Origin of the sequence: Bacillus sp. FSL H8-0492 (assembly GCF_038006145.1) — a bacterium.
Lineage (GTDB): Bacteria > Bacillota > Bacilli > Bacillales > Bacillaceae_G > Bacillus_A > Bacillus_A mycoides.
The window spans coordinates 3,211,023-3,233,937 of the sequence record NZ_JBBOUP010000001.1 but is presented as its reverse complement, the minus strand read 5'-3'; the positions used below and the strand labels follow the sequence as shown (position 1 = coordinate 3,233,937).

Genomic DNA, 22,915 nt, shown 5'->3' with positions numbered 1-22,915 from the left:
AGGGAGGCCAAGGCTGTGAGCTTCCTAACACGAGAAATGATCTTACCACCTTTGAACTTCAATAGTGAACGAGCAATCTAGTAATTATTGACGGTATCAGCCGTTATCTGAACTTGAGCAATCTAGAAGAAAGTAAGTCTAGGTTGGAACAAGGGTGGAACCACGAAAACACATTCGTCCCTTTCCTAGGGATGAGTGTGTTTTTTTATCCCGCATTAACGGTCAGTAAGATTCCCATCTCAAAATTTGGCGGATGCGAGGGAGTAAGACGGGAGATCAACTGTCCGTAAAAGCCCAGTTGGTTCAACTAATAATCAGTGAGGAATGGACAAAATCCCCACTGATTAAAGTTTCACTTTATTACTTTGAAAGGAGGTGCGGTAACATGAAACGATTAGTACGTACGGAAATAACCACCACCTGCATGATTAAAAAGCAGAGTAAGGTGATTCATAGGTGTAACAATTAAACTATTTAGGAGGAGATTAGAAAATGAATAACGTTATTAATGTTGGTGTATTAGGATTAGGTACTGTCGGAAGTGGTGTTGTCCATATTTTGAAAGAACATTATCGAAAAATCACTCTTGATACAGGATATGAAGTAAAGGTAAAGACAGTCGTTGTACGTGATTTGGAAAAGGAACGTGATGTTTGCATTGATGGAATCGTAGTAACAAGTAATGTCGATGAAGTTCTAAATGATTCAAATATTGATATTGTAGTAGAGGTAATGGGCGGAATTGAAGAAGCGAAACAGCATATTGTTACGGCTTTACAAAATAAAAAACATGTTGTAACAGCAAATAAAGATTTAATGGCCGTATATGGTGCGGAGCTTCTGCAACTGGCAAATAAAAATGAATGTGACCTATGTTACGAAGCGAGTGTAGCCGGTGGGATTCCAATATTAAGAGGATTATCAGACGGGCTAGCTTCAGATCAAATTGAAAAAATAATGGGAATCGTAAATGGAACAACAAATTATATGTTAACAAAGATGAGTCAAAATGGATGGTCGTATGAAGAGGCTTTACAGGAAGCGCAAAAATTAGGGTTTGCAGAATCAGATCCGACAGCGGATGTAGATGGACTAGACGCTGCGAGAAAGGTAGCAATTCTTGCAAACTTAGGTTTTTCGATGAATGTTTCTTTAGATGATGTTCAAGTTAGAGGTATTCGAAAGGTTGAAAAAGAAGATTTAGAGATGGCCGAAAAATTAGGATTTACAATGAAATTAATTGGTAAAGCTGAAAAACAAGGATCATCCATTCACTTAAGTGTAGAACCGACTTTATTACCACGTCATCATCCGCTATCGAATGTGAATAATGAATTTAATGCGGTGTATGTTCACGGTCAAGCAGTAGGAGAAGTGATGTTTTACGGACCTGGAGCTGGGAAGTTACCAACTGGTTCTGCTGTAGTAAGTGACATTATTTCAATCGTTAAAAATATGAATCAAGTTCCGAAAAATAAAAGTGCGTTAAAAGAACCAGAGCCTTACGAATTACAAGGAGATGAAGAAGTAGTTTCGAAATATTTCTTACGTATTTCATTACGAGATGAGCCAGGGATGTTACGAAAAGTAACAGAATGTTTCGTTAATTATTCTGTAAGTTTAAAAGAAGTTATTCAATTACCTTTAAATCGTGAGCTTGCAGAAGTCGTTGTTGTGACGCATCAAACTTCAAAATATCAATTCGAGCAAGTTTTAGGAGCGATAGAAGATGTCGCAAGTGAAATAAACAGTTACTACATTATTGAGGAGGAAAAACAATATGTATAAAGGACTATTAAAACAGTACGCTTCTTATTTACCGGTGAATGAAAACACACCTGATGTCAGCTTAATGGAAGGGAATACACCCCTTATTCCATTATTAAATATATCAAAACAATTAGGGATTCAGTTATACGGAAAATATGAAGGAGCGAATCCAACAGGTTCTTTTAAAGACCGTGGTATGGTAATGGCAGTTGCAAAGGCGAAAGAAGAAGGTTCAGAGGCTATCATTTGTGCATCTACAGGTAATACATCAGCATCAGCTGCCGCATACGCGGCACGCCTCGGAATGAAATGTATTATCGTAATACCAGAAGGAAAGATTGCGCATGGGAAATTAGCGCAAGCAGTTGCTTATGGAGCGGAGATCATTTCAATAGAAGGGAATTTCGATGATGCACTTAAGGCTGTAAGAAATATTGCTGCAGAAGAGCCGATTACATTAGTAAACTCAGTAAATCCTTACCGAATTGAAGGACAAAAAACAGCAGCATTTGAAATTTGCGACCAGTTGGAAAATGCACCAGATGTTCTAGCTATTCCGGTTGGGAACGCAGGGAACATAACAGCATACTGGAAAGGATTCTGTGAATATGAAAAAGAAAAGGGGTATAAAAAACCAAGAATTCACGGCTTTGAAGCCGAAGGAGCAGCTGCAATTGTAAAAGGGCATGTAATTGAAGAACCTGAAACGATTGCAACAGCGATTCGTATTGGTAACCCAGCGAGTTGGTCGTATGCAGTAGAGGCTGCCGAGCAGTCTCATGGTGAAATAGATATGGTGTCAGATGAAGAAATATTACATGCGTATAGATTGTTAGCAAAAACTGAAGGAGTTTTTGCAGAGCCAGGATCGAATGCTTCATTAGCGGGCGTCATTAAACATGTGCAATCTGGAAAAATCAAAAAGGGAGAAACTGTTGTTGCAGTTTTAACTGGAAACGGTTTGAAAGATCCTGATATCGCAATTTCTTCTAATAAATTTGATATTGCAAGTGTGTCAAATGATATAGAGCAAATTAAAGATCATATTAAAGGGGTGATTATGTCGTGATGCCATTGAGAGTACGTGTCCCTGCTAGTACAGCGAATGTCGGACCTGGATTTGATTCAGTAGGAATAGCATTGTCATTATATTTAGATGTGGTGGTAAAGGCGGAAGCAGATAAATGGCAAGTAATCCATTCCTTTGAAGATTCAATTCCAACAGACGATAAAAATTTAATTGTTAGCACGGCATGTAAAGTGTTTCCTTCTTTATCACCCTATATAATAGAAGTTACTAGTAATATTCCGCTGACAAGAGGTCTAGGAAGTAGTGCATCAGCAATTGTAGCAGGAATAGAGCTTGCGAATCAGCTTGGAAATTTGAACTTAACAACTGATCAGAAAGTTCAAATTGCTACAAATTTTGAAGGACATCCAGATAATGTTGCTGCTTCTATTTTAGGTGGAACTGTAATCGGAGCGCTGGATGGAAAGAATGTTTCGGTTGTAAGGATTGAAAGTAAGGAATTAGGCGTAATTTCTCTTATTCCAAATGAAGAGCTAAATACGGAGGAAAGTCGATCTGTATTACCAGAGGTGTTTCCGTTTCATGAAGCGGTTAAGGCTAGTGCGATAAGTAACGTATTAGTAGCTGCATTATGTCAAAAGAAGTGGGAAGTTGTAGGTGAAATGATGGAACGAGATCATTTCCACGAGCCATATCGTTTAGAACTTGTACCGTTATTACCATCAATTCGTAAATGTGCAAAAGAATTCGGAGCATATGGCACAGCGCTTAGTGGTGCGGGACCATCCATTTTTATTTTAACTCCGTACGAGAAGCGTAAAGAAATAGCTGACCAATTAGCGAGAGTATTTGCAGCTATGAAAGTATGTGAGCTTGAAATTGATCATAAAGGGATTACTGTAAATAAGGAAGAACATATTGGATTATAAAAAAAGCTAGCATCGCTAGCTTTCTTTACGTTATGGAGAATCTATTTTAAAGGGGATTTTTCGGAATGAACATTAATTTTAGAGGTGATTATATGAGTTCAAAAGAGTCACCAGAAGAAAAAAGAGAACGCATGAGACAAAGTGAATTGAAAAATAATCCTACCGGTTCTTTGAATGATGGACTCAACAGGGCGGAATCAGGTAGCCCCGCTGATATGACAGGTGGTATGAATTGGAAAGGTACAGGGATATTAATTTTAGTGCTAGTTTTAGGATATATTATATATAGTTACTTTTTCAGTTAAGGAAAGCTTGATGGAATTTAGATTTGCTTGATCTAATTATTAGTGAGAATAAAAAAACAAGGATTAAAGTCCCACTGTATTACATATTTTCTTTAAACAGATTATAGTAATACGTAAGTTTTTTTTGCTCATAATAGAGCTAGCATAATGCTAGCTCTATTATTTTTTTGCCATATTCCTGTAACAAACCTCCTGTATATTCATTGGTGGAGGTGCAGAAGATGAAAAAAATGATAGCGATATGTCTTTTTACAACATTGTCATTTTCGACTTTAGTCGGGTGTGATGTAAAAGGTAATGATGCTTTACAAGAGTCTAAAATAAAGAAAGCGACGTATAAAGATTTTACTTATGATGTAAATCCTGAGACTTTTACGTTAACTGTAGAACATGATGGTGTAAAAGAACAGGCATCACAACCGTTACCAAAAATGAAGGTATCGAATTTGAAAAAAGACAGGAATCATACATCATGGGAATATCCGGATCAAAAAGTAAAAGTAAATTTAGAAAAGAAAAAAGACCACTTAAATATTGAAGTGGAATCGACTGGTGCAGAAAGTTTTACATGGCCAAAAGTACAAGCTGAAAATTATACACTTCCGTTATGGGAAGGTAAGCAAATTCCGAGTAATGATGAGAATTGGAAGAAGTTTTTAAAGGATGATGCATATTCATTTGCTGAATCATTTTCTATGAAGTTTTTTGCATTAAATGGTTCTAAATATTCGATCGTATATATTGCGAACAATATGTTTAATAATGAATTGAAATTTCATTCGGATTCGAAAATAGGGTTTGATTTTACACATGAATTCCCGAGTATAAATAAAAATAAAACATATGGATTTCAATTATATGTGACAAATAATGATGCAGTAAGTATTGCTAAACTGTATAAGGATAATATTGCTCGAAAAGGTGAATTTAAAACATTACAAGAAAAGGCAAGAAAAAATAAAGAAATCGAAAAACTTTACGGGGCAGCTCATTTTTACTTTTGGAATCAAAATGGTTTATCAGAAAGTAACGTGAATTGGCCGAAGCTAAGAGAGCAAATAAATAGCCCGGTGTTTAGCCATATAAAAGAGCTTATTCAAAAGAATAGTTCAGAGCCTGGAGAACTGAGTGTGTTTGAGCAGGTGAGTAAACAAGACTTTATCGATAAGTACCAAAAAAATGTTATTTTACGCTATACAAACGAAGTATTATCTATGAAGGAATTGTATAAAGAGGATATTTTCCCGAAAGTTAATCAGGAAGCTAGTGTGTTATTAAAGAAAGGTGTAGATCACTTATCGAAGACAGAGCTGTATAGCTTAAATAAACATTTATTAAAGTCAGTACTCGGTGATGCAGTTGAAGAAGTAAGTAAATGGGGTAAGGCAGATGGAACGGATATTATAAAGGAAATGAAAGCGGCAGGAATAGACAATGCATGGATTGGGCTACCGAATTGGGAACAAGGGTATATGCAGCCTAATTTCGTGACAGAAGCTAAGAAAATAGGATATTTAGTTGGTCCGTATGATTCTTATCATTCTATTCACGAAAAAGCTGATAAAAATTGGAATACAGCTTCTTTTCAGGATCCATCGCTATATGAAGAGGCAACTGTGACGAAGAAAAATGGAGAAAAAGTGCAAGGATTTTTAGGTAGAGGGCGAAAGTTAAATCCAACTTTATCTCTTCCTAGTGTAAAAGAGCGAATGAACGAGATATTACAAAATGGACCTAAATATAATTCATGGTTTATTGATTGTGATGCAACAGGTGAAATTTATGATGATTATTCGGCCAAACATTTAACGACACAAGAACAAGATTTAAAAGCAAGGTTGCAACGAATGGATTATATTGCGCAAGAAAAAGGTATGGTAGTTGGCTCAGAAGGCGGAAATGACTTTGCAAGTAGCACGATTGCATTTGCTCACGGCATTGAAACGCCTGTTATTAAATGGGACGATGAAGATATGAGGAAAAATAAAACAAGTCCGTATTATGTGGGCGGATATTGGTCACCGAATCAAAATGTTCCAGAAAAATATGCAAAACAAGTACCGTTAAAAGAAGAATATAAACAAGTATATTTAAATCCAGTATATTCGGTACCATTATATAAACTAGTATACAATGATTCGGTTATTACAACGCACCACTGGGAATGGGGAAGTTTGAAAGTAAAAGATGAGGTAGGAAACCGAATGTTATATGAGTTATTGTATAATGTGCCTCCGTTGTACCATTTAGATGAAGTAGAGTGGAATAAGCATAAACAAGAAATTACGCAGCATCTGAAAGTTTGGAATGAAGTTCATGAAAAGGCAGTAAAAGAAGAAATGACGAACTTTGCATATTTGTCAGAAGATAAATTAGTCCAATCTGCTTCATATGGAAAAGATATTAAAATTATTGTGAATTTCTCTAATGATGATGTGGAAATAGAAAAAACGAAAATAAAAGCAAAATCAGCTTTAATTTATAATAATGGGAAGCAAATGATATACACACCAAATGAGAAATAATAAAGTGAAATTTTAATCAGTGGGGGGTTTATCCCTCACTGATTATTAGTCATCACCAATCAAAATTTCACGGCCAAAACTTGACTCTTTTATTCCTGCTAAATTATGAGGTGAAAGTCTTACTACCTGCAAATAACAGAATGATAAATCTGTAAATTTGAATGTTTTGAAGTGTTAAATTTTTGAAGTTGATAAATAGTGACTTGCCAAAAATAAGCACGAGAGTATAATGTGAAATGGAATACATATTGGATTCATGATGTAACCTTACAAAAATGTAAGGTGATTGAAAGGAAATTCAATATGAAGATTACTAGACATACATTATACTAGGAAAAGAGAAAGAGAGGAGAATGAACATGAGCTCTGAATTAGAACAAAATACGAGAAGCAATAAAAAACGTTCTAAAAGAAAATCAATAAAATGGTTCATTTTAATTCCATTTTTCCTACTTGTTTTTGGAGGAGTAGGATATGGATCGTTTATATATAACAAAGCAAAAGCTGTTGTAAGTGATGCATATGCACAAATTGATAAGTCATCAAAAAGGGACAAAGAAGTGGAACCTTTAAAGGATAATATTTCGATTTTAATCATGGGTGTCGATGGAAGCGAAATGAGAAAAAGCCAATATGGTGAAGCGGTTCGAACAGATGCACTTTTATTAGCGACAATTAATAAAGATGATAAATCCGTTAAATTAGTAAGTATTCCTCGTGATTCACGTGTTTATATTCCATCTAGAAAGAAATTAGATAAAATTACACACGCACACGTATTTGGTGGTGTTGAAAGTACAAGAGATACAGTGGAAAGATTTTTAAATGTACCAGTTGATTATTATGTGAAGTTTAACTTTGAGTCATTTGTACAAATTGTAGATTCAATTGGTGGTATTGATATTGATGTACCTGTTACTTTCACAGAACAAGATAGTAAAGACCAAGCAGGTATGATCCATTTAGAAAAAGGTTACCAACATTTAAATGGTGAACAAGCCCTTGCACTTGCTAGAACGCGTAAAATTGACAGTGACGCAATGCGTGGTCAAAGGCAACAACTTGTAATTGAAGCAATTGCGAAAAAAGCAATGTCTGTTCAATCAATTAGTAAAATGGGCTCTTTACTTGATGCAGTTGATAAAAATATGAAAACAAACTTAACGTTTGATGATATGCTTGCTATTACGAAAAATATGGCAGGATCAGATTTGCAAATGGAAAAGATGCAAATAGAAGGAACGGATAAACGTATTGGTGGTATTTATTATTACATTCCAAACGAAAAAAATGTGAAAGATATTTCGACTAAGTTAAATGAGCATTTAGGTGTTACACCAAAACCAGCTCGAAATGAATAAGTATAAAAAAAGGTTGGCCTCAGCCAATCTTTTTTTATGGAAATGGATTGCTTCATTTATTTTAGTAGAAGGGCTACTAGTTTTTTCACGTCTACAGTTAAATCATTTTAATTTATATAAACAAAAGGTGCAATTGTACGATATACTAGAGGAAAGAATTTGGTAATTAACTCCTAAAATAGAGGAAATAAATTCATCTCATTGCAAGTTGAAAGCGAATTGAATTGATAGAAGATGAAGATCAAACAGGTTAAAACAAATCTTCTTGAAAGTTGTACATAGTGCAATCAAGAATTGGTATGAAAAGAATAAAGAGTTTGTTGAGGCAGGAACAACAATTTTGATAAAACTCCCATTATAATTCATATTTTAGATTGTTTATATAGTGTAATAAAATAAATAGATGTATAATTATATTGGGTGATTTATATATAAGATTAATAGGGAGAGGAATTCGATAGAATGGAAAAGGCTTTTAAAATTAAACGAGTTGCAGTTGTTTCAGTAGCGATTGCAATAGTAGCTATTGGGTATTTCATGTTTCAATCTATTACTTCACCAGCAAAAGCTGTTGCTAAGCAAGAAAATATAGTGCAGCTTGCAAGTGAACAATCGAAAGTTGAAATGAATAAAACGGCACCAAGTCGTTTTAACGGAATGGAAAGAAAAGTTGCTTATCTTACATTTGATGATGGGCCAGGAAAATATACGGCTGAATTATTAAATATGTTAAAACAGCATGATGCGAAGGCGACATTCTTTTTAATAGGAGCGAATGTAAAAGCGTTTCCTGATTTAGTAAAACGTGAAAATGCAGAGGGTCATTATGTTGGAATGCATAGTATGACACACAATTTTGCGAAGTTATATAAAAATGGCGAGTATGTTAATGAAATGAAAGAAGATCAAGGCTTAATCGCAAATATTATTGGGAAAGCCCCTAAATTAACACGTCCTCCATACGGATCGATGCCTGGTTTAAATGAAGGTCTCCGAAATAAAGTAGTTGAGGATGGTTTAAAAGTGTGGGACTGGACAATTGATTCTTTAGACTGGAAATACAATAAAGTACCAGTGGATGCAGCGGCAGCGCAAATCGCTCAAAATGTATTAGCTGGTGCAACAAAACCGCAAGAAGTCATTTTAATGCATGACATTCACCCGCAATCAGTTGCTGCTGTGCCAGCAATTTTAAAGGGTCTAAAAGAAAAAGGTTATGAATTTGAGGCATACCATGAAGAGAATCACTTCCCAGTGAATTTCTGGCACGATAACCGTATGTAATTGGAGGAATTGAAGTTGAAGTATGGAAAAGTAGCAGTAGTTGGAGCATTATCAGTAGGATTATTATCAGGTTGTTTCGGTGAAAAACCAGAAGAAAATTTATATACGGCTTTTGAAACAGCAGCGACACAAGAAAAATCATTAGCTGATGATACGAAAAAGTTAGAGCAATTAGAAAAGCAAGGGCAAGAACTATATTCTCAAATTTTACAAGAAGGTAAAGAACATAATGAAGCAGTCACGAAGAAGATAGAGGAAGCTACTGCAAATGTAAATGAGCGTGAGAAAGTATTGAAAAACGAGAAAGAACTGTTAGAGAAAGCTCAGAAGGAGACGAAATCAGTTCAAAGCAATATAGAGAAGCTTGAAGATAAGAAATTACAAAAACAAGCTAAAGCAGTAGAAGAGTCGTATAAAAACCGTTATGCTGCATTCCAAAAAATGAATGAGGATTACACGAAGGCGTTAGCGAATGAAAAAGAGCTGTATGAAAAATTAAAAGTAAAAGAAACGAAGTTAAAAGAAATTGGTGAAAAAGTTAAAACTGTTAATGAGTTAAATGTGGAAGCTCAAAAGGCGAAAGAACAATTTAATAAACATACAAAAGAGTATAATGATAATAAGTTAGCATTTTATAAAGATGCACAAATTAAAATTAAAGAACAAAAATAAAGAAAGATCTTAATTATAATAAAAAGCCGGGGAAACATTGTCAAAAATGTTTTTTCGGTTTTTTACTTTAAATGAATAGAAAAGACTGGAATTGATATCATAAAAGAGTTATAGTGAAATATTCGAAGGGAAACATTGTAAAGTAAGGAGAAGGAATTATGTCATATGAATTTTTATTCAAATTAGGTTTAGCACTCTTTTTAGGATTATTCATCGGAATAGATAGGCAGCTAAAGAATAAACCGCTTGGTGTGAAAACAAGTATGGTTATTTCCGTAGCGAGTTGTTTAATTACAATGGTTTCAATTGAATCAGTGAATGTTTATTCTGTACCGGGTCATACAAATATGGATCCAATGCGTCTCGCCGCTCAAATTGTTAGTGGGATCGGTTTTCTTGGAGCAGGGGTAATTTTACGAAGAAATAATGACGTTATTTCAGGATTAACGACAGCCTCTATGGTATGGGCCGCTTCAGCACTAGGTATTGCGATTGGTGCAGGGTTTTATATACAAGCGACGGTTGCTATGATTTTAATTATATTAGCGATTAACGTACTTCCGCAAATTGTGAAAATTGCAGGCCCTTATTCATTAAGACAAAAGGACTTATCCATAAAAATTACCGTAAACAAACATCGAGAGTTAGACGGGATCTTTAAGCAAATTAAAAATTTAAATATGCAAGTAAAACGAGTGAAAATTAAAGATATTGATAATGGGGCATCTCAGCAATTGGAAATGGTCATTTTAGCTCCAGAAGATTTATATACAACTGAATTATATAGTTCTTTAAAAGAAATCGATCATGTTGTTTCAGTAGAAGTTGAAAGTAGATAAAAAGAGTGATGAAAATTCACTCTTTTTTTAATGCACACAAAACATTTTGCTATAATTATTTTCTAAGGGGGATGAGTATGGTGGAGATACATATTAGAAAGGCAATGAAAGCTGATATTTCGGCAATTGCGAAAGTGCATGTGGAAAGCTGGAAAACGACGTATACTGGGATATTCGCTAACGAAATTTTAGAAAATTTAACATTTGAACAAAGAAAAAAGCAATGGGAAAACATTTTTCAAAAAGAAGACAATCTACAATATAGATTTGTAGCAGAGACGTTAACTGGGGAAATTATCGGATTTATCGATGGGGGAGTTGAAAGAACAGGTACATATAATTGTGATGGGGAATTATATGCAATATACATTTTACAAAAATATCAAGGAATGAAGATAGGACAAAGATTATTTCAAGCATTGCTATCGGAATGTAAAAAAGATAATATGCAATCTCTGTTAGTTTGGGTTGTTGCTAATAACCCTTCTAAAAAGTTTTATGAAAAATATAATCCTGAAAAAATTGACACGAGACTTTTAGAAAGACTAAATGTAGAAGAAATAGCATATGTTTGGCGAGATATGGATTGTTTATACAAATCACTATCAATCTAGAAAACGATAATGTTATTATGTAAACTTAATTTACGAAAATAAAAAAATACATCAATTATTATATTGGTGTATTTTTTTGTTGACGGATTAAATATTTTGAAAAGGTGAAAAGTTTAGCTAGATAAAAAAATTCTGAAATATATCTTGAAATGATTATCATTATCAATTAAAATCATAGTTGATAATAAAATTCAACTGTCAGAAGTTTCACAAAAAAATGATAGTGTTCGTCTAAAAGAGGAGGAGCAGTATGCAGCATGCGAAACAAATCGCAGAACATGCAACAATACAAAGCTTTTTAAACTGTTATTTAAGAGAAACAGGGAGTGGAGAATGGATTACAGAGGATGAAAGAATAGAAAGTATCTTCAGTAATACGTTGAATAGAAATATAGTCCCCACATATTTATGTTGTCGGCTATCGGCACAGAAGGTTACTTTGTATGGAGAAGTTATATATAAATCATCAACAGATCGCCATTTGTTTGGAGAACAGTTTTATTATCAAATCGGAGAAACTAAAACTGTTATAAAAGCAGATTACGTTACAGTTATTACATTTTTAATAAAAGAGATGTCTATCAACTATGGAGAAGGAACTAACCCTGCTGAACTTATGCTTCGAGTTATTCGTAGTTGTCAAAATATTGAGGAATTTACAAAAAAGAGAGCAGAAGATACATCTGCATTATATGGTTTCCATACAACTTTTATTGAGGCGGAGCAATCTTTATTATTTGGACATTTAACTCATCCTACACCAAAGAGTAGACAAGGTATATTGGATTGGAAAAGTTCCATGTATTCTCCTGAATTAAAAGGGGAGTGCCAACTTCACTATTTTCGGGCACATAAAAGTATAGTAAGTGAAAAGTCATTGTTACAAGATTCTACAACGGCGATGATAAAAAAGGAATTAAAGAACGATGAAAAGGTAGGTCAAGAATTTATTGAAGAGTACTGTCAAGAAGATGAATATTCATTAATTCCAATCCATCCGCTACAAGCAGAATGGCTCTTACATCAATCTTATGTGCAAAATTGGATGAATCAAGGTGTACTTGAATATATCGGTCCAGTAGGTAAGTGTTATATGGCGACATCATCACTTAGAACGCTATATCATCCTCATTCGAAATATATGCTTAAGTTTTCATTTCCGGTGAAAGTAACAAATTCAATGCGCATTAATAAGTTGAAGGAACTTGAGAGTGGCCTTGAAGGGAAGGAAATGTTAAATACGTCAATTGGTGAAGTACTAGAAAAGTATCCAGGTTTTGATTTTATTTGTGATCCAGCCTTTATTACCTTAAATTATGGAGCAAAAGAGTCTGGATTTGAAGTGATTATTCGAGAGAATCCTTTTTATAGTGAACATGCAAATGACGTTACTTTAATTGCAGGACTAGTTCAAGATGCTATACCGGGAGAACGTACTCGTTTATCGAATATTATTCATCACTTAGCGGATTTAGAAGGTAGAAGCTGTGAAGAAGTAAGTTTAGAGTGGTTTAGACGATATATGAATATCTCTTTAAAGCCGATGGTATGGATGTATTTACGTTATGGCGTTGCATTAGAAGCGCATCAACAAAATAGTGTTGTTCAATTGAAAGATGGTTATCCAGTTAAGTTTTACTTCCGTGATAATCAAGGTTTTTATTTCTGCAATTCAATGAAGTCAGTGCTAGATAATGAACTAGCGGGTATTGGCGAACGTACTGGGAATTTATATGACGATTACATTGTAGATGAAAGATTTCGTTACTATTTAATTTTTAATCATATGTTTGGACTAATTAACGGTTTTGGTACAGCAGGATTAATAAAGGAGGAAATTCTTCTTTCAGAATTAAGGTCTGTACTTGAAGCGTTCCTTCCATATAACCGCGAACCTTCTACATTTTTAAGTGAATTGTTGGAAGAAAATAAATTGGCATGTAAAGCAAATTTGCTAACGAGATTTTTCGATGTTGATGAACTGACAAATCCTTTAGAGCAAGCAATTTATGTACAAGTAGATAATCCACTCGTTAGAGAAGTGGCTGTTCGTTCATAAGTAGTGCTAAAATTTCACGTAATACAAATAATGGAATTTGATATTCCGTATTATAGCGGAGGGATTTATGAAAGAAGAAGTTTATCACATAAAAATATTGAAGGCACTCCAATCAAAAGAGTACATTTCAGTAAGAAGAAGAGTATTCCGGCAATTAGTAGAATCGTTAATTTATGAAGAAATCATTACGCCGATTCGTATACAAAAGGGAGAGCAAATACTTTTTATTATACAAGGTCTTGATGAAAAGGATCAAAATGTAATGTACCAATGCTATGGGCAAGAACGTATGACATTTGGGCGTATTTGTTTACATGACTCATTAATAATGAGAGTTCAAGATGAGGAAGAAGAAATACAATCAGTTTCACAATTTTTACAGGAGATTTTTCGGATTGTTCAAGTGGATCGAACAAAATTGGATTCTTTTATTCAAGAATTAGAACAAACAATCTTTAAAGATACGATTGCACAATATGAGAGAAGTTGTGAAGAAGACTATCTTGCGAAATCTTATGATGAGCTTGAAAGTCATTTAATAGATGGACACCCGTATCATCCTAGTTATAAAGCACGCATTGGGTTTCAATATCGTGATAATTTTCAATATGGATTTGAATTTATGCAACCAATGAAAATTATATGGATTGCAGTTCATGAGAAATATACGACTGTAGGATATGAAAGTGAAGAGAGTTATAACTGTACCTTTAAAGAAGAAATTGGTGAAAAGAAAATCGAAGAGTATATGGATCGTATTCGAACAATGGACTGTGATTCGAAGAAGTACATGTTTATACCTGTTCATCCTTGGCAGTGGGAGAACTTTATTATTCCGAATTATACTGACCATATACAGGGTAAATATATTATTTATTTAGGGAAATCAGAAGATGATTATTGCGCGCAGCAGTCGATGCGGACATTAAGAAATGTTACGAATCGAGAGAAACCATATGTAAAGTTATCAATGAATTTACTCAATACTTCAACTATCCGTACATTAAAACCACATTCGGTTGTGAGTGCACCTGCTATATCGAATTGGTTAAAAGATATAGTAAATCATGACCCTTATTTAAGGGATGAATCGCGTTTAATTTTGTTAAATGAATTTTCGAGTGTTACGTACGATACGAATAAAAAAGCTACGTATGGCTCATTAGGATGTATTTGGCGTGAAAGCGTTCACAAATATTTAGATAAGAAAGAAGAGGCAATCCCATTTAACGGTTTATATGCCAAGGGAAAAGATGGGACACCAACTATTGATTTGTGGTTAAAGAGACATGGAGTAGAAAGCTGGTTACAATTGCTTATTCAAAAAGCAATTATCCCAGTTGTACACCTCGTTGTAGAGCATGGAGTCGCATTAGAATCACATGGACAAAACATGATTTTAGTTCATGAAGAGGGAATACCAGTCCGTATTGCACTAAAAGATTTTCATGAAGGACTGGAGTTTTATCGTCCATTTTTGAAAGAACTCGAAAAATGTCCAGACTTTACTAAAATGCATAAAACATATGCGAATGGTCAAATGAATGATTTCTTTGAAATGGACCGTATTGAATGTTTACAAGAAATGGTTTTAGATGCGCTTTTCCTATTCAATCTAGGTGAACTGGCTTTCGTGCTGGCAGATGAGTATCAGTTGAAAGAGGAACAATTTTGGATCATTCTTGTTGAAGAAATAGAAGATCATTTTGAAAGATTTTCGCATTTGAAAGAACGTTTTGAAGCATTACAATTATATGCACCTACATTTCATGCAGAGCAATTAACGAAGCGTCGTTTATATATGGATGTGGAATCGCTTGTTCATGAAGTTCCAAATCCATTGTATAGAGCAAAGCAACTTACAATACAAAAATCAGTTGTTACAGGGGGAAATCATGCTAATCGTTAATAAACAAGAATTTAGCAAATATGATTTTGAATTGAGATTACAAGGTTACGAGGGAGTGGAACAATTTCAAGAAGCAGAAGGAAATAGATTTGCACTTTGTCTGAAAAATCCATTCGATATTATTACGCTTGTGTTTTTCCTAAAAGAAAAAAGAGCATCTGTACTACTTATTCATGAAGATACGCCAAAGGATACAGCTATTGAAATGGCAAAGCGCGCAAAGTGTACTGCACTTTTATACGGAGAAAGTAACGACTTTACAAAATTAGAAGTTCCAAATCTATTACAAGAAGAACCGTCTTTATTGCAGTATAGTTCAGGTACAACAGGAGAGCCAAAACTGATTCGTAGAGCATGGACGGAAATTGAAACAGAAATTGCTGCTTACAATGAAGCTTTAAAATGTGAAGAAGACGAAGTGCCAATTGTAATGGCTCCAGTTTCACATTCATACGGATTAATTTGTGGCACGTTATCAGCAATTACGAGAGGTAGTAAGCCTATAATCATTACAAATAAAAACCCTAAATTCGCATTAAATATAGTTCGTAATACCGAAAAACATATCATATACGCAGTACCACTTATGTTACATATTATGGGGAGTTTTCCACAAGGGACTTTTCAGTTTCATAAAATTATGACATCAGGATCACCTTTGCCAGAAACGCTATTTTATAAGTTAAAGGGCATGACGAAATACATGATGCAGCAGTACGGCTGTTCTGAAGCTGGTTGCATTAGTATATGTCATGCTATGGAAACACATTTGGATTTAGGAAAACCACTTCCTCATGTAAGTATTAACATAGGTTCAAATGAAGATGAACCTGAAGAAATCGTAGTGAAAATTGCTGAAAAGGAGATTTATACAAAAGATTTAGGTTATAGATCTGAGCAAGGCCTTCATTTCATGGGGCGAATAGATGATGTTATTAATGTGTCCGGTCTAAAGGTATTTCCTATAGAAGTGGAAGAAACGATACTTCGATTAGAAGGTATTCAGGAGGCGATTGTATACCGGGGCAAGCATCCTGTGATGGGAGAAATAGTAAAAGCGAAAGTAGTCGCTCGTATTGAACCAGTACAAATACGAGAATGGTGCATACAGCATTTACCGTCTTATAAAGTGCCACATGAAATTGAAAATGTAACAGAGATTCCGAAAAATAAAACAGGGAAAGTAAGTCGGAAGTTATTAGAGATGGGAGAGATAACAACATGAGTCGTGAAATGTTAAAAGAAGCAGTTTTAAGTATTATGAGAGAAAAAATGGAACTGAACAATGTAACGCATTTAGAAGAAACGATGCGTTTAAATCAAGATTTATATATAGATTCGGTAATGATGTTACAGCTTATAGTATACATAGAAATGGATTTAAAGCTATGCGTTCCAGAGGATGAGATAGACCCAAAGGCGTTTCTTACTGTAGGATCTTTGCTTGACTTTATGGAAGAGTTACAGCCGTTACACGAAATAAATGTGAATAACTAACCTTTTAGGAAAGTGGATGAGAGTATGACTTCAATTAAAGTTCACTGTTTAGTGAGTTGTTTTTGTGAAATTATAAAAAGGCGTAGCGATATAGATTTCCGTCCATTTTATTTCGGATTATGGGATGGAGATTTTGATATAACAGAAGGCGGGATTATTTCTTATCATTCCGAAAACATTAATCATGATAACTACTTACTTTGGTATGAAAAATTGTATGGCATTAAAGTGAACGAATGGTACGATCATTCAAAAGATAAAAGTAGCAATGTAGAAAAATTTTTAGAATTAGTAGAAAATAAGCCGGAAAATCGTTACGTAATTGTAATGGTTGATATGTCTTTATTGCCTGAGAGAGAAAATAAGTTTCATCAAAAACCGTTTCCGCATTACTTAATGATATCGAAGACAGAGAAAGAAGAGGAATGGTTCATGCTTGATCCTGATTTTCGCTGGGAAGGGAATATGGAAAGAGAAAAAGTGCTCCATTCTGTTAAAGACAACCCATTTGGTGGAGGCTATTTCATTGATATAGAAGGAATTCAGGAGCCAACACAAGAGATGGTAGAAAGTTATTTCATGGAAACATTCAAAAAAGATGATAATGAACTAACAATGGAATTAAAAAAATTAATAATAAAAATGGTAAATGAAGAGGATGGGTATTCACTTTCCGGGCTCGTAACGGCAGTAAAGCAAATACCCGTATTGGCAATACGTAAATATAGCTATGAACATGCCTTTGCATACTTCCGTGAAACTTTACAATATTCGGAGCAAGAATTTGATTATTGGTGTGATCGAGTGGAAGACATTGTACAAGGATTTACAAATGTACAGTACCGTGCTATTAAAATGGCAATGACAAATAATAAAGATATGTTATTACCAATTGTTGAGAAACTTGATGAAATGAATACAATTGAACTGCAGATTAAGGATGAACTAGAGAAACAGTTTCTGTTATGGAAAGAAATGATAACAAATCAGTCTTTCTTAACTAATACAAGTTCATTGAATTTAAGATAAGGGAGTTCAAACCAATGAAATATTCGCTATGTACAATTTCATTTCGCCATCAACTAATTTCATTTACTGATATTGTCCAATTTGCATACGAAAACAGTTTTGAAGGAATTGAGTTGTGGGGGACCCATGCACAAAATTTATATATGCAAGAGCGTGAAACGACAGAACGAGAAATAGATTATTTAAAGGATAAAAATTTAGAAGTTACGATGATAAGTGATTACTTGGACATATCATTATTAGCGGATTTTCAAAAAACGATGGAAAAATGTGAACAGCTGGTAACACTAGCTAATTGGTTCAATACAAATAAAATTCGTACGTTTGCCGGGCAAAAAGGTAGTGAGGATTTCTCGGAACAAGAGAGAAAAGAGTATGTGGAGCGAATTCGCATGATTTGTGATCTATTTGCTCCGCATAATATGTATATACTATTAGAAACACATCCAAATACGTTAACGGATACTTTGCCGTCTACTTTGAAATTGTTAGAAGAAGTAAATCATCCATATTTAAAAATAAACCTTGATTTTCTTCATATATGGGAGTCTGGTGCAGACCCTGTAGATAGTTTTCATCGATTAAAGCCGTGGATACAACATTACCATTTTAAGAATATATCATCAGCGGAGTATTTACACGTGTTTGAACCAAATAATGTATATGCCGCTGCTGGAAGTCGTATAGGAATGGTTCCATTATTTGAAGGTATTGTAAACTATGATGAAATCATCCGGGAAGTGAGAGATACTGATCATTTTGCTTCGCTTGAATGGTTTGGGCATAATGCGAAAGATATATTGAAAGAAGAAATGAAAGCATTAACGAATAGAAAATTAGAAGTAGTAAGTTCATAAGGTGAAATGATGAAAGAGTCTCGTTTAGGAGACTCTTTTTTTATTTTATTAATAACCAAAAATTACCATGTATTTAATTTCGGATTTGATACAGTTTAATATATATAAGGAGGTGATCGGTAATGGCTAGAAATCGTAACGCTAATCAATTAGCATCACATGGAGCACAAGCAGCTCTAGATCAAATGAAATATGAAATTGCACAAGAGTTTGGTGTACAGCTTGGAGCTGATACTTCTTCACGTGCAAACGGTTCTGTAGGCGGTGAAATTACAAAACGCCTTGTAGCGATGGCAGAACAACAGCTTGGTGGCGGATATACTCGCTAAATGTAGAAGGTTATAGGAGAAAGGAAGGATTCTTCCTTTCTTTTTTATTTTCAATTAATTGGTATGGATATATTGTGAACAGGATTCAAAGAATAGGGGTAATGCTATATTTTACCCAATTTCTTTTGTTGTAAATGGAAAGTAGTAAAGATGAAATAGCCCTGGTGGAATGTAAACATAATTTCCAGCAGGGCTATTATATGGTAAGAAATATATGATGAAAGGTTCCGAAATCAACATGTTAAAAAAAGAAAACTGTTGTTTAATTGCACTTGCATCAGTTCCACTTGTTATGACGCTAGGTAATTCAATGCTTATTCCAATCCTGCCAACCATTGAAAAGAAATTACATATTTCATCTTTCCAAGTATCCATGATAATTACAATTTATTCTATCATTGCAATTATACTTATACCGATTGCTGGTTATTTATCAGATAGATGGGGACGAAAGATGGTAATGGTTCCAAGTTTATTAATTGCAGCTATTGGAGGAGCGATAACGGGATGGGTATCATGGAAAGTTGATAACCCTTATGTTTGGATTCTTATCGGAAGAGCAATTCAAGGGATAGGTGCTGCTGGTGCTATGCCAGTTGTCATACCATGTGTCGGTGATTTATACAAAGATGAAAAACAGGTTAGTGCAGGTTTAGGAATCATTGAGACGTCAAATACATTTGGAAAAGTATTGAGTCCCATATTAGGATCAGCTCTTGCAGCTATTGTATGGTTCTTACCATTTTGGGCGATTCCAGTTTTATGTGTAATATCGATTGTTTTACTACTGGTACTAGTAAAGGCGAAGAAACAAGAAGAAGAAGTCCCACCACTTAAAGAATTTATTCAATCTATTATCTCTACGTTTCGAGAAAAGGGAAGATGGTTAATTGCCATTTTTATACTAGGTGCAATTATTATGCTTATTTTATTCGGAATACTTTTTTATCTGTCAACTATACTGGAGTCGAAGTACGATATTCATGGTATATGGAAAGGGTGTGTACTCGCTATTCCTTTACTTGTACTATCACTTAGCTCATATATGGCTGGTAAAAAAATTGGAGATAAACAAGATATTATGAAAAAATGTATCTATATTGGATTTTTACTGGCTGCTGCATCTGTCTTCTTACCTTTATTTCTAAAAGGAATCTATTTGCTACTTCTTTGTCTCGTTATTATGGGGGGAGGAATTGGTATGGCGTTACCATGTCTAGATGCTCTTATTACACAAGGGATTGAAAAAGAGCAGAGGGGGACAGTTACGTCATTTTATAGTTCAATGCGATTTATCGGTGTAGCAGCTGGACCACCCCTGTATTCTTTTTTTATGAAAGGGGCAGACCATGAAGTGTTTTATTTAACAAGCATCTTCGCTGCTATTGGTGCTGTCATAGCAATTATTTGGATTAAACCAGCAAAAGATAAAATGATGTTAAAACAGAAACCGGAACCAACTTCATAATGCGAAAGAGAATTGCATGCCAATTACATAACATGCAATTCTCTTTAATTAGTTAGGAAAAACAACTTGTTTTAACATATAAAGTGCGACTCCCCATATGATTAGCCCTGAAATTTTATTTAATACTATAATCGTTTTTCCTGTCGAGTCAAATCCTTTAAGAAATTTTCCAGCAAAAGCTAAACTAATAAACCAGATCCAAGAAACTATAATTGTTGCAAAAGTGAAAGCCCATTTCTCACTTCCTATGTACTGTATAGAGTTTGTTCCGATTACACCAATTGTGTCTAAAATTGCGTGTGGATTTAGTAATGAAACTGATGCGGCGAAAATAATTTGATTTTTTAAAGGCATGCTTTTTTCTTGTTTTACATCATTTGAAGGATCGCTTCTCCAAATAACCCAGCCCATATACATAAGAAAGAAAAATCCAATCATATACAAGGTGGTTGTTAACCAAGAAAAAGTTAAGAGGACAAGGGAGACACCTTGTACAGCAATTAATATTAATAATGTATCACATATAGATGCAGTCAAGACTACAGGAGCAGCTCGCCAAATATTTGGTTGACTAGCGCCTTGGTTAAAGACGAAAACATTTTGGACACCTAATGGAATGATAAGACCAAATGCAAGGATGATACCGTGAATAATTGCTTCACTCATCAGATTACCTCCTACTTAATTTGATTAATTATGATAGTCTATATTGTATAGAAGAAATGAAAATTTGTATCCATCCATATGGTTGGATAGGTTACCAACCATAAAGTATGTGAGGTGAGATAATGGAAAGGCTCGTCTGGAAACCTAATATGTCTTCATCTGTTCCTTTGTATAAACAAATAGAATCTTATATAAAAGAGAGAATTGTTAATGGGGAATGGACAATTGGAACTAAATTACCTTCACAAAGAGATTTGGCGCATACGTTTGAAGTGAATCGAAGTACAATTGTAATGGCTTTCGATGAATTAGTAGCAAAAGGGTATGTTGAGGGGAATGGCCGGAAGGGAACAATTGTTATAAATAATAGTGAGAGTACTTCTACATATGCCCCGCCTCCAAACTGGCAGTCTTATGTAGAAACAGGACTTCATTATCCGAATCTTCCTGCTGTACAAGAGATTAATCAAGCTGAATTTACTCCCAATGTAATTCGATTAGGAACAGGTGAACTTTCACCGAGTCTCTTGCCTGAGAAAAAGATGAAGGGTATTATTAATAAAATTCTACAATCAAATGTTACACTTGGGTATGAGGAACCGAAAGGAAATCTCCATTTAAGAGAAAAAATTGCGGAATATTTAAAAGGGCATGGGGTATATGTATCTCCTGACTCTATTTTAATTGTTTCGGGAGCAATCCAAGCACTGCAACTTATTTCTATGGGGCTTCTTCCGAAAGGAGCGTCAATTTTATTAGAAAAACCATCATATTTATATTCGCTTAATGTATTTCAATCAGCAGGAATGCGCTTGATTGGAATACCAATGAATGAGAATGGTATAAATACTTCCTATATCACAAAATATAAGAAACAATTTAACGCATCTATTTTATATACAATCCCATCTTTTCATAATCCGACCAATTTTAGTATGAACGCTAAGAAGAGGGAAGAAGTGATGGAGATATGTAATGAAATTGGATTACCTATTATTGAGGACGCGGTATATCAAGATTTATGGTTCGATGCACCAGTTTCAAAGCCTTTAAAGGCATATGATAAAAATGGTATCGTGCTACATATTGGAAGTATGTCCAAAGTCATTAGTCCTGGTTTAAGAATTGGGTGGGTTGTTGGATCAGAATCAGTTATTCAAAGATTAGCAGATATAAAAATGCAAACTGATTATGGTTCAAGTTCTATATCCCAGCAGATTGCAGCGGAGTGGTTTGAAAATGGATTGTATGATGAACATTTACAGTTTGTAAGAAGTGAATTGAAAAAACGTAGAGATTTTATGATAAGTATGTTAGAAAAGTATTGTAGTGGCATTGCAACTTGGCATGAGCCAGTAGGAAGCTTTTACATTTGGCTACATATAAATCTACCAATTTCGAATCGTAGTTTATTTGAAAAAGCTTTACAAGAAAGGGTGTTGTTAAACCCAGGCACTTTGTATGATAGAAGTGCTAACCAATTTTTACGTCTTTCTTATTCCTATGCAACTGTAGAAGAAATTGAAGTTGGAATAAAAAAGATTGCGCAATTAATTAAAGGGTAAAAGGAGAAAACCATGAAACAATATGTGATTTGCCAAATTATCGATGGGGATAAATATTTAGCTGCTTATGCAGAGACAAAACAGGATGCAGTTGAAAAAGCAGAACTATTAGGATTAAGAACCGGAAACCGTTACATAGTAATTACCGCAGAAGAAGCTGAAGGGTTAACTTATCCTTAAATAATGGGAGAGTACATAAGAAGTAAA

The 22,915-nt window shown here is 34.4% G+C and carries 21 protein-coding genes, 1 pseudogene and 1 other annotated feature (1 of these 23 running past the window's edge); of the genes and pseudogenes, 21 read left to right on the top strand and 1 reads right to left on the bottom strand.

Features of this window, described 5'->3' with window-relative positions:
- Nucleotides 1-185: a binding site (T-box leader), on the top strand; it begins 47 nt to the left of the window's first position.
- Nucleotides 186-492: 307 nt separating this feature from the next.
- The 19 genes and pseudogenes from MHH66_RS16665 to MHH66_RS16575 all read left to right on the top strand — a co-directional run bounded on the left by MHH66_RS16665 (nucleotide 493) and on the right by MHH66_RS16575 (nucleotide 20,477).
- Nucleotides 493-1,788: a homoserine dehydrogenase gene (locus tag MHH66_RS16665; RefSeq protein WP_078184736.1), complete on the top strand. Its 1,296-nt coding sequence runs from the start codon at nucleotides 493-495 to the stop codon at nucleotides 1,786-1,788.
- Nucleotides 1,781-2,839, top strand: a complete 1,059-nt coding sequence (gene thrC, locus MHH66_RS16660; RefSeq protein WP_000276430.1) for a threonine synthase — start codon at nucleotides 1,781-1,783, stop codon at nucleotides 2,837-2,839. The genes MHH66_RS16665 and thrC overlap by 8 nt, the downstream gene beginning before the upstream one ends.
- Entirely contained in the window at nucleotides 2,836-3,729 is an 894-nt protein-coding gene (thrB, locus tag MHH66_RS16655; RefSeq protein WP_078184737.1) for a homoserine kinase, read from the top strand. Before thrC ends, thrB begins: the two co-directional genes overlap by 4 nt.
- Before the next feature lie 92 nt (nucleotides 3,730-3,821).
- Entirely contained in the window at nucleotides 3,822-4,034 is a 213-nt protein-coding gene (locus MHH66_RS16650) for a DUF6366 family protein (protein ID WP_002031378.1), read from the top strand.
- Between the two features lie 221 nt (nucleotides 4,035-4,255).
- Nucleotides 4,256-6,559: a glycoside hydrolase gene (locus MHH66_RS16645; protein ID WP_078184738.1), complete on the top strand. Its 2,304-nt coding sequence runs from the start codon at nucleotides 4,256-4,258 to the stop codon at nucleotides 6,557-6,559.
- A 359-nt stretch (nucleotides 6,560-6,918) separates the two neighbouring features.
- Nucleotides 6,919-7,920 (top strand): LCP family protein, encoded by a 1,002-nt coding sequence (locus MHH66_RS16640; protein WP_078184739.1) that lies wholly within the window; start codon nucleotides 6,919-6,921, stop codon nucleotides 7,918-7,920.
- 61 nt (nucleotides 7,921-7,981) lie between these two features.
- Nucleotides 7,982-8,248, top strand: a pseudogene (locus MHH66_RS16635) (sensor histidine kinase); the annotation flags it as partial.
- Between the two features lie 134 nt (nucleotides 8,249-8,382).
- Nucleotides 8,383-9,204, top strand: coding sequence for a peptidoglycan-N-acetylglucosamine deacetylase (locus tag MHH66_RS16630; protein ID WP_002168598.1), 822 nt, complete (start codon nucleotides 8,383-8,385; stop codon nucleotides 9,202-9,204).
- A 15-nt stretch (nucleotides 9,205-9,219) separates the two neighbouring features.
- Complete coding sequence (locus tag MHH66_RS16625; RefSeq protein ID WP_002168597.1) at nucleotides 9,220-9,876, top strand: YkyA family protein; 657 nt, start codon at nucleotides 9,220-9,222, stop codon at nucleotides 9,874-9,876.
- A gap of 158 nt (nucleotides 9,877-10,034) precedes the next feature.
- Complete coding sequence (locus MHH66_RS16620) at nucleotides 10,035-10,715, top strand: MgtC/SapB family protein (protein ID WP_002012374.1); 681 nt, start codon at nucleotides 10,035-10,037, stop codon at nucleotides 10,713-10,715.
- A 77-nt stretch (nucleotides 10,716-10,792) separates the two neighbouring features.
- Entirely contained in the window at nucleotides 10,793-11,329 is a 537-nt protein-coding gene (locus MHH66_RS16615; protein ID WP_078184740.1) for a GNAT family N-acetyltransferase, read from the top strand.
- Between the two features lie 250 nt (nucleotides 11,330-11,579).
- Nucleotides 11,580-13,388, top strand: a complete 1,809-nt coding sequence (locus tag MHH66_RS16610) for an IucA/IucC family protein (protein WP_078184741.1) — start codon at nucleotides 11,580-11,582, stop codon at nucleotides 13,386-13,388.
- Between the two features lie 67 nt (nucleotides 13,389-13,455).
- Nucleotides 13,456-15,297, top strand: a complete 1,842-nt coding sequence (locus tag MHH66_RS16605; RefSeq protein ID WP_063217770.1) for an IucA/IucC family protein — start codon at nucleotides 13,456-13,458, stop codon at nucleotides 15,295-15,297.
- A complete protein-coding gene (locus MHH66_RS16600; RefSeq protein WP_063217769.1) occupies nucleotides 15,284-16,522 on the top strand; it encodes an AMP-binding protein in 1,239 nt (412 codons plus the stop codon). The genes MHH66_RS16605 and MHH66_RS16600 overlap by 14 nt, the downstream gene beginning before the upstream one ends.
- Nucleotides 16,519-16,794, top strand: a complete 276-nt coding sequence (gene asbD / locus MHH66_RS16595) for a petrobactin biosynthesis protein AsbD (protein ID WP_063217768.1) — start codon at nucleotides 16,519-16,521, stop codon at nucleotides 16,792-16,794. Before MHH66_RS16600 ends, asbD begins: the two co-directional genes overlap by 4 nt.
- Nucleotides 16,795-16,818: 24 nt before the next feature.
- Entirely contained in the window at nucleotides 16,819-17,823 is a 1,005-nt protein-coding gene (locus MHH66_RS16590; RefSeq protein ID WP_063217767.1) for a DUF6005 family protein, read from the top strand.
- Between the two features lie 14 nt (nucleotides 17,824-17,837).
- Nucleotides 17,838-18,680 (top strand): sugar phosphate isomerase/epimerase family protein, encoded by an 843-nt coding sequence (locus MHH66_RS16585; protein WP_063217766.1) that lies wholly within the window; start codon nucleotides 17,838-17,840, stop codon nucleotides 18,678-18,680.
- 122 nt (nucleotides 18,681-18,802) lie between these two features.
- On the top strand, nucleotides 18,803-19,009 hold the full coding sequence (locus MHH66_RS16580) for an alpha/beta-type small acid-soluble spore protein (RefSeq protein WP_000113539.1): 207 nt from the start codon (nucleotides 18,803-18,805) through the stop codon (nucleotides 19,007-19,009).
- Between the two features lie 238 nt (nucleotides 19,010-19,247).
- Nucleotides 19,248-20,477: an MFS transporter gene (locus MHH66_RS16575; RefSeq protein WP_321145899.1), complete on the top strand. Its 1,230-nt coding sequence runs from the start codon at nucleotides 19,248-19,250 to the stop codon at nucleotides 20,475-20,477.
- Between the two features lie 48 nt (nucleotides 20,478-20,525).
- Here MHH66_RS16575 and MHH66_RS16570 read toward each other — a convergent pair whose 3' ends face one another.
- Complete coding sequence (locus tag MHH66_RS16570) at nucleotides 20,526-21,143, bottom strand: LysE/ArgO family amino acid transporter (RefSeq protein WP_002031419.1); 618 nt, start codon at nucleotides 21,141-21,143, stop codon at nucleotides 20,526-20,528.
- A gap of 122 nt (nucleotides 21,144-21,265) precedes the next feature.
- On the opposite strand from MHH66_RS16570, the gene MHH66_RS16565 reads away from it, so the two are divergent.
- Nucleotides 21,266-22,708 carry an aminotransferase-like domain-containing protein gene (locus tag MHH66_RS16565; RefSeq protein WP_002141371.1) on the top strand — a complete coding sequence of 481 codons (1,443 nt, stop codon included), beginning with the start codon at nucleotides 21,266-21,268 and terminating at the stop codon, nucleotides 22,706-22,708.
- A gap of 12 nt (nucleotides 22,709-22,720) precedes the next feature.
- Nucleotides 22,721-22,888, top strand: a complete 168-nt coding sequence (locus tag MHH66_RS16560; protein WP_002012388.1) for a DUF3933 family protein — start codon at nucleotides 22,721-22,723, stop codon at nucleotides 22,886-22,888.
- Nucleotides 22,889-22,915 lie beyond the last annotated feature (27 nt).

Bases quoted from the DNA above. Each gene is read 5' to 3' on its own strand.
- MHH66_RS16585 (WP_063217766.1), top strand. From the start codon at position 17,838: ATGAAATATTCGCTATGTACAATTTCATTTCGCCATCAACTAATTTCA.
- MHH66_RS16565 (WP_002141371.1), top strand. From the start codon at position 21,266: ATGGAAAGGCTCGTCTGGAAACCTAATATGTCTTCATCTGTTCCTTTG.
- MHH66_RS16575 (WP_321145899.1), top strand. From the start codon at position 19,248: ATGTTAAAAAAAGAAAACTGTTGTTTAATTGCACTTGCATCAGTTCCA.
- MHH66_RS16630 (WP_002168598.1), top strand. From the start codon at position 8,383: ATGGAAAAGGCTTTTAAAATTAAACGAGTTGCAGTTGTTTCAGTAGCG.
- MHH66_RS16570 (WP_002031419.1), bottom strand. From the start codon at position 21,143: ATGAGTGAAGCAATTATTCACGGTATCATCCTTGCATTTGGTCTTATC.
- MHH66_RS16600 (WP_063217769.1), top strand. From the start codon at position 15,284: ATGCTAATCGTTAATAAACAAGAATTTAGCAAATATGATTTTGAATTG.
- MHH66_RS16650 (WP_002031378.1), top strand. From the start codon at position 3,822: ATGAGTTCAAAAGAGTCACCAGAAGAAAAAAGAGAACGCATGAGACAA.
- MHH66_RS16645 (WP_078184738.1), top strand. From the start codon at position 4,256: ATGAAAAAAATGATAGCGATATGTCTTTTTACAACATTGTCATTTTCG.
- MHH66_RS16590 (WP_063217767.1), top strand. From the start codon at position 16,819: ATGACTTCAATTAAAGTTCACTGTTTAGTGAGTTGTTTTTGTGAAATT.
- asbD (WP_063217768.1), top strand. From the start codon at position 16,519: ATGAGTCGTGAAATGTTAAAAGAAGCAGTTTTAAGTATTATGAGAGAA.
- MHH66_RS16640 (WP_078184739.1), top strand. From the start codon at position 6,919: ATGAGCTCTGAATTAGAACAAAATACGAGAAGCAATAAAAAACGTTCT.
- MHH66_RS16580 (WP_000113539.1), top strand. From the start codon at position 18,803: ATGGCTAGAAATCGTAACGCTAATCAATTAGCATCACATGGAGCACAA.
- MHH66_RS16560 (WP_002012388.1), top strand. From the start codon at position 22,721: ATGAAACAATATGTGATTTGCCAAATTATCGATGGGGATAAATATTTA.
- MHH66_RS16610 (WP_078184741.1), top strand. From the start codon at position 11,580: ATGCAGCATGCGAAACAAATCGCAGAACATGCAACAATACAAAGCTTT.
- MHH66_RS16665 (WP_078184736.1), top strand. From the start codon at position 493: ATGAATAACGTTATTAATGTTGGTGTATTAGGATTAGGTACTGTCGGA.
- MHH66_RS16605 (WP_063217770.1), top strand. From the start codon at position 13,456: ATGAAAGAAGAAGTTTATCACATAAAAATATTGAAGGCACTCCAATCA.
- MHH66_RS16620 (WP_002012374.1), top strand. From the start codon at position 10,035: ATGTCATATGAATTTTTATTCAAATTAGGTTTAGCACTCTTTTTAGGA.
- thrC (WP_000276430.1), top strand. From the start codon at position 1,781: ATGTATAAAGGACTATTAAAACAGTACGCTTCTTATTTACCGGTGAAT.
- MHH66_RS16615 (WP_078184740.1), top strand. From the start codon at position 10,793: ATGGTGGAGATACATATTAGAAAGGCAATGAAAGCTGATATTTCGGCA.